Raw genomic sequence first — 11,026 nt, forward strand, 5'->3', positions numbered from 1 at the left:
TACACCACATGAGATACTGCGGAATAAACGGATATGTCGGAAACGCGCACCCGGGGAACGACCGTTCAGCGTGATCAAACGAGTGTTCCATGGTGATCGGACACAAGTAAAAATCTTAGGGCGGGTACGAGTAAAAGAGATGTTCAAATGTTTCGCCTATGATCTTTATCAACTGGTCACCTTGGAGCGTAAGCGGTTAGCGGTAGCTAGGTAAACAAACAGAAAAACAAGGGAAAAAGGATGAAAATCAAGGAAAAAACACTAGGAAAAACCATGAAAAACGCATAACTCATGGCCATGAACGAGGTAGAAACAGAAAAATTAAAATCAAAGTGGGTTATTCAAAGCTCTCAATAAACTAAATTACTAAAAATCAAAATTTTTTTATATGTACTTTGTAAGAAATGATGTTTGTATATCACACACTCACCACCATCACATTAATTCTATCTTTGTTGATAAAATAGTCTAAATATTTTGTTTGAAACTCTTCGAACAAAAAAAAACTTATAAGCGGTTAAAAATCTGAATGAATACTTTTTGTTTTGAATCTTTTTTATCAACCAAGATTCTCCCATCCTTTTTATACGATGTTCGAGGATGAGCAGCATTTTTTTCAAAAACAGGGTGAAGTCCTAATGATTGAGCAGCTTTTACCAGTGCCTCACAAGTTGGTTTTTCAACACAATATTTTCTTGGAAGTCTTCGACCATTTTTTCGACTCAGTGTTTTATCAAAATACATCGGCCAAAGCACAATTTTGTGATCATCTTTAGAAACCATATTAAAACCAAAAAGAGAATCGCAATGCTACTATATATGAATAGCTGTATTTAAGATAATAAAATCGCATGAATCGTTCCGGTCTGCCCAGGTCGTGACGTAACTTTTGCCTTACCGAGTTTTGTATTAATAATTGCTCCTTTGTTGATGATATTTCGTCGTACATAATGGATGTTTGCTTTATTTTCAACAACAGTAATGATATCAGTTTTTTCTGTTTTCCCGGTTTTTGGATTAACAACATACGCAATATTCGATGTAAGCATCCTGATTTTTTGATGATTTCCACGGGTCCGATCGAATTTTCGTTTTGGAGTTCCAAGAGTGGTAAGATGCGGTTCTCGACCTATTTCAAATTTCCGTTTACTTCGTGCTGGACGGAGACGTCGACCTGTTTTGGTTCTCCGAGATTTACCTTGCCACAGTGCCATAAAAAACCCGAATAAACAAGAAGTATTTAAAGAATATGTATCTTAATTAAAAGAAAGACCCGCCTTTTTCTTGCTAAAATTTTTTATATGTTCTGTAGGTGATTCTGTAAAACAGCTCTAGTTTCGGGCTAAAACCTACAAATTACGCTTATTTTTATGCTATATCCCACATCGATCACAGAAAATTCAAACGTATTTCCACGATCATAAAATCCTCCAACAACACGTTCTCAGTTTTATTCTCATGATGTCGTCATACCCGTACAGCAAGGCTCGTTCTTCTAGGTTCTCACCCAGATCCTGATATCAATTATATCACAAACGACACCATCAGCAACCGCAACAACACTATCGCAATTTTTTCGTTGATGCGCTTCCGATCAGGGATCCTTGTGTTTTTTATCCCTGGTCCTTCCCTTTTCAATCTGTGTTTCTTACAGGTACAGTAGATGCATCGAATATGTACCTTATGCAATACAGCAAATTTTTTCGAAAAATATTTTAAATGGTCATTGTATACATGCTACAAGATAGCAAAATCACGATTTAGTTCTGAACTTATCAGCTATTTATGGAGGAACAAAGAAAAAATGAGAGGAGGAAGGGTTTTTTAGAGATTCTTCATATTATTCCCCCTAATTTTTTTACCCCTTCCTTCCTTTTTTAGGAAGTGATAGATTTTTAACATCTGTTAGTATTCTGTGGTATGCGGGAGTTTGTGTATGAACATTTCTTGTTACGGTGGAAAAAATGAGATCGGAGGAAATAAAATTTTAGTTGAACATAAAAACACCCGTATTTTTCTTGATTTTGGCATAAGTCTTTCACGAGCTCGTACTTTTTTTTCAGAGTTTATTCAACCTAGAAAAAGTGCCGGCTTACTTGATTTTTTTGAACTTGGTCTCCTTCCTGATATCAAAGGAATCTACCGAGAGGATTACTTACAACATATGGGCAGACCCGCAGAGAACAGAAGTATCGATGGCATTATTCTTTCGCATGCGCATGCTGACCATGCCCAGTATATCCATTTTATTCGAAACGACGTACCGATTTTTTGTACGAGAGAAACAAAAATAATTCTTGATGCACTTGAGGTAATAACTACGTCTCAATTCAATGACCTTGTGACCATATGTGATGCATTCATCTTTAAAAAAAATAAAAAGGGTGAACTAACCAGAGTGAACCGTCGTGATCAAGAATTTGTAAAAAAACGTCCGTATATTATCGTTGAACCAGAGAAAAAGATACGAATTGGGTCGTTTGATATAGAAATGTATCCGGTCGATCATTCAGTACCTGGTGCATGTGGATGTATTCTGTATTCTGATGAGGGAAATCTTGTGTATACTGGTGATATTCGTTTTCATGGATACTATAGTGAAAAGAGTAGAACATTTATCCAGAAAGCAAAAGAAGCGCATCCCAAATGGTTACTCTGCGAAGGTACAAAGATTGAAAAAAAAACTGGAGATAGTGAAAAAAAGTTAGTACATACAATGAGCAGCATTATTCAAAAAGCACCTGGTTTAGTTTTTGTTGAACATCCAATTCGTGATCTTGATCGAGCTCAAACAATCTATTCAGCTGCAAAAGATAATCACCGCGAATTCGTCGTAGGTCTAAAATTAGCATATCTTATTAAAGCGCTTGGTTCGTTTTGTTCTTTTTCACTTGATGACGTTCTTATTTTTGTTCCTCGGAAAAGTTGGGGTCTTATTGACCGGAGAGATATTGATAAAAAATTGGTTGAAAAAGATTATGAGGTATGGGAACGCGAGTTGATTCAACGGAAAAATGTGGTGACGTATCATGATGTACAGAACGATCAATCTAGGTATGTTGTTTCAATGAATCTCTGGGAGATTACGAATCTTATTGACATACAACCAAAACGTGCTTTTTGGATTAAATCTTCATGTGAGCCGTTTTCTGATGATATGGAATTAGATGAAAAACGGAAACAGGCATGGCTTGATCATTTTCATATTAAACAGTTTGTTGCTCATGCTTCTGGTCATGCATCAGGTAGTGAAATAAAAAATCTTATTCGAGAAATTAATCCAAAAAAGGTTATCCCGGTTCATACTGAACATCCTGAATTATGCGGCCGATGATGAAAAAAAGTTAGCCGTTATTTTTAAAATTAATGGATTATTAATAATGTATTCTACATGTCTACATGTTCTGAGCGCTTCTATACCGTGTTAGTTATACTAGAAATATCATGTAGTTAACAATTGTTAATAACGTGTTCTATTAATATCTTTGCCAAAAATTTTATAAATGAACATTGCCTACATGCTACAGGATAACATAAGACAAATAATATGAAAAACCAACGACAATGTAGTTCAACATTCGATATGGAGAAGGAGGAAGGGAAAAATTTTTCTTCATATTTTCCCCTTAAGATTTCCCTTCTTCCAATTTTTGGAGTAAAGGAAAATAATTCTAAGAAAAAAACGACAGGAGCTCAAACAAAAAAAATGAGCGACTGAGCCATATGTTTATAAACCATACGTGACATATATAAATCTACACGTATAGAAAAAAAGAGGTTTCATTCTATGAAGCATATCTGTATTACTTTCCTCGTTCTAGGAATTATCACATTTTCGATACCAAACGCTATGGGTTCTTGTGAGTGTAGGAACACGGACGAAAAGATGCAACCGCTGGCTCATTTTACTTCAACACCTTGGTTAACCAGTACCGATATACAAAAATTGCAGCAAGAAGGAAAAGAAAAAGGTTGGACATTTACCATTGGAGAAACTGTAGCGACGAGACGATCGTTTTCAGAACTCTGTGGATTAATCGAACCAGAGAATTGGTGGGCAACAGCAGAATTTGACCCGTGCATACCTACTCGAAATCTTCCTGAAAAATTCGATTGGCGGCAGCAGGGCGGGTGCACATCAGTAAAAGATCAAGGACCTTGCGGGAGTTGCTGGGCGTTTGGTTCGTTAGCACCGCTTGAATGTAATATTTTAATCAAGGATAAAATTGAGGTTGACCTCTCTGAACAATGGTTAGTCAGTTGTAATAAAGAGGGTTGGGGTTGTAATGGCGGTTGGTGGGCTCATCGGTATTTTCAATACATGAAAGATCCCTGTAATGGCACCGGTGCTGTTCTTGAAAACGATTTTCCATATGCAGCGAAAAATCTTCCTTGTGACTGTCCATATCCCCATAAATATTTTATTGATGATTGGAAATTTATTGGTTTCGGTCAGGGGATACCCCCGATTGATTCAATGAAACAAGCAATACTGCAGTATGGTCCAATTTCAGTTGCAGTTGCAGTTAATCAAGGTTTTGGAGCGTATACTGGGGGAATATTTAACGATAATACTCCTGCTCAGATCAACCATGCTGTTTCGTTAGTTGGTTGGGATGATACATTAGGAACACAAGGAGTATGGATTCTTCGAAATTCATGGGGTCCTAATTGGGGCGATAACGGATATATGTATATCGAGTATGGTGTTTGTAAAGTTGGATATGCAGCATGTTATGTTGTTTATCCAGTAAAAACCGATATTGCAATATCTGGCGGGCTGACAGGTGTTAAGATTGATATAACAAATAGGGCAAATATAACATCAACAGACATCAACTGGGAGTTTTCGATGACAGGAGGATTAAAAAAAGCTATCGATTTTTCATTACAAAGTACTATTGATACTCTTGAACCAGGTAAAACCGTTCACAAAAGAGTTACTCGTTTTGGTTTTGGATATATCCAGATTAGTATTTCTGCAGATCCATTAAAAAGTGGGAAGGTAGCAAAAACAGCCAATGCGCTCTTATGCGGATTAACTGTAATTCTTCTACCAAACCAATAATCAAAAAGAAAAGTAAAGTTATTTTATTGCGAATTTATGAAGCCAATTTTTCGAACCAACTTTAGTTACCTGGATTTTATCTTCTCGTGCAAGCCATCCAAGAGCACTATAGGCATCCCGTTCGTCAATTTCGGCAAGATCTGCAATGGAGGATACATCAATATTCGTATTGGTACTTAACGTCGTCCACACCTTTCCCGCATCAGTTCCAATTTTTGGTGTTAAATTGGTATCACCAAGCTGATATCGGCTTCCATTTTTGCATATTTTATTTTCTCGAGCAAGCCATCCCACTGCAGCATAGAATTTCTCCTCACTTAATCGCGTCATTTTTAATAATTTAGACTCAGTGAGAGGGCCGTTTTCGTTTAGAGTTTGCCAGATTTTTCCGGCACTTTTGCCAAAATCGTCAATTATGTTTTTCATGTATATACTCTCCTTGTTATACCAGTATTACATAATAGAATAAAAATATTTTGCTTTATACTAGTTTTATTAACTATAAATTAACATAAATAAAACTAATATAAAATTTTTTCTCGAATATTTTCGAAACTGTATACGTATTAAGGGCGAGGATTTTTTTTCTTCAGATTTGAAATATCTTGCGATGATTGTAATTGTGACACATTATTATGTTCACAGGCAAGAGGAACTTGCGATTCAAAAAGCGGTTTTGGTTTTGATTCGTCAATTGAATACATAATTCGTTCAAATTTAGAATCAAGTCGTTTTATAGAATCCTTTACAGCATCATAATACTCAAGCTGTAACACTTCATATTTATCTTTCCAAAATTCAATATCTGCTTCAAGTCGATCAATATACCTGTTGAGATATTCATCATTCGTATGTACTGACTGTTGAGGCACACTATGAAGATTTTGGGTATTGAAATTTAACTCCTGATTCAACGCCTGCTCTAATGCGTTAGTAATAAATTCTGTTGTATTATTCGAAACAACCTCGACCTTACGAATTAAATCTACAGGTAACCGAAAGGAATATGTTTTCAATTTCATTGCATCCCATCTAAACTGCAGATATATATCAAAATTGGGGATTTAAAGATGTTGGCTGCATTTGTAGGTGCATATCCTGATTTATTGTTTTACTCTATACAGAGTTATCGAACCATCCTTCAGAACAACCCATCGCAGACTATCACCGTTTTTTAATTTCAAGAGTTCAACGACTTCTGCAGGTACTGTTATTCGCCGTCGAGATCCCCGGATTGTTATTGCTGTTTCTTTGATACATTTGACATCATCGAGTTCAATTTTCATAGGCATCACCTTTTAACTAATATCTCCTTTAATATATGCTATCGTTTCAGGATTTTGTGGATTTGAAAAAAAATCTTGTGCGGGACCTTGTTCAACAACCATGCCAAAATATAAAAAAATCACGTAATCTGCTAATCGTTTTGCTTGTCGTAAAGTATGTGTTACTAATACAACAGTATAATTCTTTTTTAATTTTAGAAGCAGTTTTTCAATTTGTTGTGCTGCGATCGGATCAAGTGCCGAGGTTGGCTCATCACAGAGAAGAACTTCTGGTTGCACTGCAATTGCCCGGGCAAGACATAAGCGCTGTTGCTGACCGACAGAAAGACGCGTTGCAGGATCATGCAGACGATGTTTAACTTCGTTCCATAAGCCTACCTCTTGAAGACAATGCTCCACAATCGATTCAAGCTCAGTTCTTGACATTCTTTTTTGATGTATTTTTAAACCATATGCAACATTCTCGTAGATTGACATCGGTAAGGGGTATGGTTTTTGGGAGAGAAGCCCCATTTTTTTCCGTATATCCGGAATCTCATCAGATTTATGGGTCAGGATGTTTTCTCCGTCTACAAAAATTTCACCAGTTATTCGTATGTCCTCCTGTATTTCAAGTAGACGATTAAACGATTTTAATAATGTTGTTTTTCCGCACCCTGAAGGACCGATAATCGCCGTAAGTTGTTTTGGAGGGATACGTATCGAAATATCTTTTAAAATCTGATGTTTCCGGTAGTACACGTTTAATTTTGTAGTTTCTATTTGTGCTTGAGATTGCATGAACAATTCCTCTTTTTTGTTATCGAATCACATATTTATTAAAGCGTTTTGTAAGTGTTCGTGAAAGCACGCTAATAATCAAGACGATTACGAGAAGTATAAATGCAGCAGCATAGGCTTTTGGTTGACCTGAAGGAAGCGAATATAAATTAAAAATCATTGTTGGTAATGCTGCCGTTGAATCAAAAAGAGATGTTGGTATGCGGTTTGAGAAGCCTGCAGTGAAAAGAATCGATGCTGCATCACCGATACCTCGTCCAAGGCCAAGGAGGATACCGGCAAGAATTCCAGGAAATGCCTGTTTTCGTACCACTCGTATTGCTGTCTCAACTTTTGTTGAACCAAGCGAGTATGCACTTTCTTTCAAACCCTGCGGAACAAGTTTTATCGATTCGTCCATATAGCGTGTTATGATTGGAATTTCAAGTAATGTTAACGCAATGATACCGACAAGTAATGATGATCCAAGTCCGAGATAAATCATGATTATTAAACAAAAAATACCATAGACAATAGAAGGTATTCCCCAGAGTACATCGAGAAGAAATCGTACTGCATTTGAAAACCATGTTGGAGTAAATTCTCTTTGGAGGTACAACGCGATAAATAATGCGATGACGCAGGCGAGTCCAGTTGCTGGAAGTGCTAGGAATAAAGAACCAACAATAGCATTAAGAATTCCACCGCCGAGGGTATTGCCAAGTGTTGGTGTTTGTGTAATCATGTCAATACTTAAGGATGTCGCACCATTAATGATTATAATACCCGCTATCAAGAGGAGACTTCCAAGAACAATAGACACTGAAAGAAGCATGATCGCTGTAAAGATTTTTTCTTCAAGTATTCGCAGATTCAATAATTCCACCTTTTTTTTGCTCTTCGTAAGATAATAACTCCAAAGATATTGAACATGAATACAACGAGGAATAATATCAATGCAACAAGCATCAGCGCCGATTCATGTATTGGTATTGACATTAATTCTCCATATTTTGATGCAATAAGCGATGCAAGGGTTTCTCCAGGGGAAAAAACAGAATTTGGAATCCTTGGAATGCCGCCTATAACCATGTTAACCGCGATGGTTTCTCCAAATGCCCTTCCAAATCCAAGAAGAATTGCAGCGATAATACTTGGTGAAGATGCTCGGAAAACAACTTTTTTTACTGTTTCCCATTTTGTAGCACCGATTGATAACGATGCTTCTTTTAAAGATAATGGAATCGCAGTGAAGGTTTCAACACAAAGTGAGATAATAATGGGAAAAACCATAACAGCAAGTATGAGTGCTGCAGAAAAAATACATAATCCAGTACTCTGGATATTAAACCATGGAGCAATGACGTCTTTAACGAGCGGAACAAGAAAAAGAAATGCACATAAACCATAGACAACAGAAGGAACACCAGCAAGAACATCGAGGAAAGGTCGAATTATTCTTTTAATTTTTGTTGGAGCGTACTCTGAGATGTAAATTGCACTGAAGAGGGATATCGGTATGGCGATAAGAAGCGCTATACCTGTTACCAGAATTGTTCCAATAATAATTGCTCCCAGACCGAATTGTTTATTGTCTGGATTCCAGGTTGATGCAAAAAGAATTTCTGGTAATGAACGTGTTTGAAGGATCAAACTTGATCGAAACATCAGAAGGAAGAGAATACAAAAAAAAAGAAAGATGACAAACACCGTTGCACTTTTCATCATACTCGTGCCGAAATGGCTACGAATCTTTCGTATCTGCATGTCAGTATGTTTAATCATTTTTTTGCATAAAAATTTGTTTATGAAAGTTCAGGTCGTGTTCCTTCTTCTAAATAGCGGAGTTGTTCGTTGATGAATTCTTGTGATAACGGAACGTATCCTGTATCAAGAACATATTGTTGACCTTCCGTTAAAATCCATCGAACAAAATCCTTAGTTATTCCTGAGAAATTATGAAGAGTCACAAGATGTAAGGCACGTGCTGGCGGTGACGGATAAATATTATTATTGATAGCATGTATAAGTGACATTCGATTTGAATAAAATTTTTCTTCATCATCGAGAATACCATTATTGTTAAGATCAATTGGAACTGGAATGAGGTCATCAGCTGGAACTACCGTAGATGCATCGATTTTTTTCGTATACACATATCCGATATTATTATATCCAATACCAAATTGCTCCCGTTGGATGGTCGCAGCAAGTGTGTTATCGCCATTAACTGCTGAAATCCGATCAAGATCGACGTGCGCTCCAAGATCATTTTGTTTGTAAGGCCCTAGATAGTTTGCCCATGTTTCAGCAGCACCACATGAATCAGAGCGAGTATATACAATGATCTTATCAGTGATACTTGAATTTCCAATGAGTTGACCCCAAGTGGAAATATTCCCGGTGATAAAAATATCACGAAGTTGCTGTTTTGTTATTCCTTTTTCAAGTATCGTTGATAACACTGGATTTCTAGCATTTATGGTTGCGACAACAGCATCTTTGACAACAGAAACCCAAAATGCCCCTCGTTGTATTTCAGTGTTGTTTACTTCTCGGGAGACCATACCAATGTCAGCAAGGCCAAGCAAGGCGTTTGCCATTCCAGCACCTGCACCATTAGCATTAATATCAATTATAATATCTGGATGAATTTTTCGATATTCAAGTGCCCATTTTTCCATCATCGGTGTTAATGCAAATGCGCCTTCAATTTTGATGGTATTTTCTTTTTTTGTAGTACATCCACTGAAAAGGAGCATTGACACAAGTGCTATCACGAATGTTGCCGGTAAAAAATATTTTTTTGTTGTATGGAAAAAAATACATCTATTTTTTTGCTGCATAACAAAACCTCATATTTATAATATTTTTTTAGGTTTATATAGTTATTGGTATATTACCTATATTTGATGGAACATAACCAAAATAACAACAATTATTGTAAAAATGTGTAGCTCGCCATCCGATAAATATTTATATATTAAATATAAATTATAATTTTTAAGAGGCATTCTTTATGAAGAAAAAATATTTCCTATCAGTAATAGTAATTTGTGGTCTGTTTTTAACCAGTAGTTATAGTACGATAATCGCACTACCAAAACAAGACGATCATCAACAAATGAACGTCATATGCTCAGAGCCTCAAATAACCGACAGAAATTCCTATTGTTCGCTGACGTTACCTGAAGCAACAACGTATCTTAAGAATCCTGGTAAACCTATCCTTCCAGTTATCATTAAAACATTCGTTTTTCCTATAGGGACAATTTTTTCTGAGATACATTGTACACCAAGGACAATACTCGAAAAAAACCTCGATAAAAAGATTATTTATGCTCAAAAGCCAGTTATTCGAAATACATACACACAAGGTTCAACAGAAGAAGATCAAACAATCTATCAAGATGAACAATACTACCCAGAAACATGGTTTTCTTATTCTCTCGGAGTTGGATTAGAAAAGACTCAGCATGTTACCTACTTAACAATCCAACTGTATCCGATTCGTTATGCACCGAAAACAAACAGTATCCAATACGCAACAAATTTTGATATAAATATTTATGATATCCCGCCAGAACAACCAGCACTCTTCAAAGAAATATATGATTTAATTATCATAGCACCACAACGATTCGAACGAAAACTCCAACGACTCGTCGATCATAAAATTACAATGGGAATATCTGCACGAGTTGTTACCACCGAAGAAATTTATACTACCTTTGAAGGACGAGATCATGCAGAGCAAATAAAATATTTTATACGTTATGCCCTTGAAGGCTACATCCCGAAATGAATCCATAAATTCAGCATAACGTCTCATTTTGCTGTGAGAATCACGCACAGCAAACAGAAAAAATCATAATTCAACAAGCTTTTTTACAGATTTTTTCAACAAAACCAT

At 36.3% G+C, this 11,026-nt stretch carries 13 protein-coding genes; 4 read left to right on the forward strand and 9 right to left on the reverse strand.

The annotated features are described in order from the left end of the window. On the forward strand, positions 1 to 214 hold a 214-nt coding region (locus QXL17_07955; protein MEM4259061.1), incomplete at its 5' end, for an IS5/IS1182 family transposase. Positions 215 to 507: 293 nt separating this feature from the next. Here QXL17_07955 and QXL17_07960 read toward each other — a convergent pair. Together QXL17_07960 and QXL17_07965 are read right to left on the reverse strand one after the other, a co-directional pair. Beyond that, entirely contained in the window at positions 508 to 783 is a 276-nt protein-coding gene (locus tag QXL17_07960) for a signal recognition particle subunit SRP19/SEC65 family protein (GenBank protein MEM4259062.1), read from the reverse strand. 50 nt (positions 784 to 833) lie between these two features. Then, positions 834 to 1,214, reverse strand: a complete 381-nt coding sequence (locus tag QXL17_07965) for a 30S ribosomal protein S8e (protein ID MEM4259063.1) — start codon at positions 1,212 to 1,214, stop codon at positions 834 to 836. A gap of 722 nt (positions 1,215 to 1,936) precedes the next feature. Here QXL17_07965 and QXL17_07970 point away from each other — a divergent pair. Next, positions 1,937 to 3,334 (forward strand): MBL fold metallo-hydrolase, encoded by a 1,398-nt coding sequence (locus tag QXL17_07970; GenBank protein ID MEM4259064.1) that lies wholly within the window; start codon positions 1,937 to 1,939, stop codon positions 3,332 to 3,334. A gap of 552 nt (positions 3,335 to 3,886) precedes the next feature. Next, positions 3,887 to 5,068: a C1 family peptidase gene (locus QXL17_07975; protein MEM4259065.1), complete on the forward strand. Its 1,182-nt coding sequence runs from the start codon at positions 3,887 to 3,889 to the stop codon at positions 5,066 to 5,068. A gap of 18 nt (positions 5,069 to 5,086) precedes the next feature. On the opposite strand, the gene QXL17_07980 is transcribed toward QXL17_07975, so the two are convergent. The 7 genes from QXL17_07980 to QXL17_08010 form a co-directional block, all read right to left on the reverse strand. Continuing rightward, on the reverse strand, positions 5,087 to 5,494 hold the full coding sequence (locus tag QXL17_07980; GenBank protein ID MEM4259066.1) for a winged helix-turn-helix domain-containing protein: 408 nt from the start codon (positions 5,492 to 5,494) through the stop codon (positions 5,087 to 5,089). Positions 5,495 to 5,634: 140 nt separating this feature from the next. Further along, a complete protein-coding gene (locus tag QXL17_07985; protein ID MEM4259067.1) occupies positions 5,635 to 6,090 on the reverse strand; it encodes a hypothetical protein in 456 nt (151 codons plus the stop codon). An 81-nt stretch (positions 6,091 to 6,171) separates the two neighbouring features. Beyond that, entirely contained in the window at positions 6,172 to 6,354 is a 183-nt protein-coding gene (locus QXL17_07990) for an AbrB/MazE/SpoVT family DNA-binding domain-containing protein (GenBank protein ID MEM4259068.1), read from the reverse strand. A 12-nt stretch (positions 6,355 to 6,366) separates the two neighbouring features. Further along, positions 6,367 to 7,134 carry a phosphate ABC transporter ATP-binding protein gene (locus tag QXL17_07995; protein MEM4259069.1) on the reverse strand — a complete coding sequence of 256 codons (768 nt, stop codon included), beginning with the start codon at positions 7,132 to 7,134 and terminating at the stop codon, positions 6,367 to 6,369. A gap of 19 nt (positions 7,135 to 7,153) precedes the next feature. After that, positions 7,154 to 7,990 carry a phosphate ABC transporter permease PstA gene (pstA, locus tag QXL17_08000; GenBank protein ID MEM4259070.1) on the reverse strand — a complete coding sequence of 279 codons (837 nt, stop codon included), beginning with the start codon at positions 7,988 to 7,990 and terminating at the stop codon, positions 7,154 to 7,156. Further along, a complete protein-coding gene (gene pstC / locus QXL17_08005) occupies positions 7,987 to 8,841 on the reverse strand; it encodes a phosphate ABC transporter permease subunit PstC (protein ID MEM4259071.1) in 855 nt (284 codons plus the stop codon). The genes pstA and pstC overlap by 4 nt, the downstream gene beginning before the upstream one ends. A 77-nt stretch (positions 8,842 to 8,918) precedes the next feature. Then, positions 8,919 to 9,959, reverse strand: a complete 1,041-nt coding sequence (locus QXL17_08010; GenBank protein ID MEM4259072.1) for a PstS family phosphate ABC transporter substrate-binding protein — start codon at positions 9,957 to 9,959, stop codon at positions 8,919 to 8,921. Positions 9,960 to 10,132: 173 nt separating this feature from the next. Here QXL17_08010 and QXL17_08015 point away from each other — a divergent pair, with 173 nt between their 5' ends. Further along, on the forward strand, positions 10,133 to 10,918 hold the full coding sequence (locus QXL17_08015; protein MEM4259073.1) for a C25 family cysteine peptidase: 786 nt from the start codon (positions 10,133 to 10,135) through the stop codon (positions 10,916 to 10,918). The last annotated feature ends 108 nt before the right edge of the window (positions 10,919 to 11,026 follow it).

Source organism: Candidatus Thermoplasmatota archaeon (assembly GCA_038884455.1).
Classification (GTDB): domain Archaea; phylum Thermoplasmatota; class E2; order DHVEG-1; family DHVEG-1; genus JAWABU01.

Excerpts from the sequence above, each read along its gene's own strand:
- QXL17_07960 (MEM4259062.1), bottom strand. The coding sequence starts at position 783 with ATGGTTTCTAAAGATGATCACAAAATTGTGCTTTGGCCGATGTATTTT.
- QXL17_07990 (MEM4259068.1), bottom strand. The coding sequence starts at position 6,354 with ATGAAAATTGAACTCGATGATGTCAAATGTATCAAAGAAACAGCAATA.
- QXL17_08015 (MEM4259073.1), top strand. The coding sequence starts at position 10,133 with ATGAAGAAAAAATATTTCCTATCAGTAATAGTAATTTGTGGTCTGTTT.
- QXL17_07980 (MEM4259066.1), bottom strand. The coding sequence starts at position 5,494 with ATGAAAAACATAATTGACGATTTTGGCAAAAGTGCCGGAAAAATCTGG.
- pstC (MEM4259071.1), bottom strand. The coding sequence starts at position 8,841 with ATGATGAAAAGTGCAACGGTGTTTGTCATCTTTCTTTTTTTTTGTATT.
- QXL17_07965 (MEM4259063.1), bottom strand. The coding sequence starts at position 1,214 with ATGGCACTGTGGCAAGGTAAATCTCGGAGAACCAAAACAGGTCGACGT.
- QXL17_07970 (MEM4259064.1), top strand. The coding sequence starts at position 1,937 with ATGAACATTTCTTGTTACGGTGGAAAAAATGAGATCGGAGGAAATAAA.
- QXL17_07995 (MEM4259069.1), bottom strand. The coding sequence starts at position 7,134 with ATGCAATCTCAAGCACAAATAGAAACTACAAAATTAAACGTGTACTAC.
- QXL17_07975 (MEM4259065.1), top strand. The coding sequence starts at position 3,887 with ATGCAACCGCTGGCTCATTTTACTTCAACACCTTGGTTAACCAGTACC.
- QXL17_07985 (MEM4259067.1), bottom strand. The coding sequence starts at position 6,090 with ATGAAATTGAAAACATATTCCTTTCGGTTACCTGTAGATTTAATTCGT.
- QXL17_08010 (MEM4259072.1), bottom strand. The coding sequence starts at position 9,959 with ATGCAGCAAAAAAATAGATGTATTTTTTTCCATACAACAAAAAAATAT.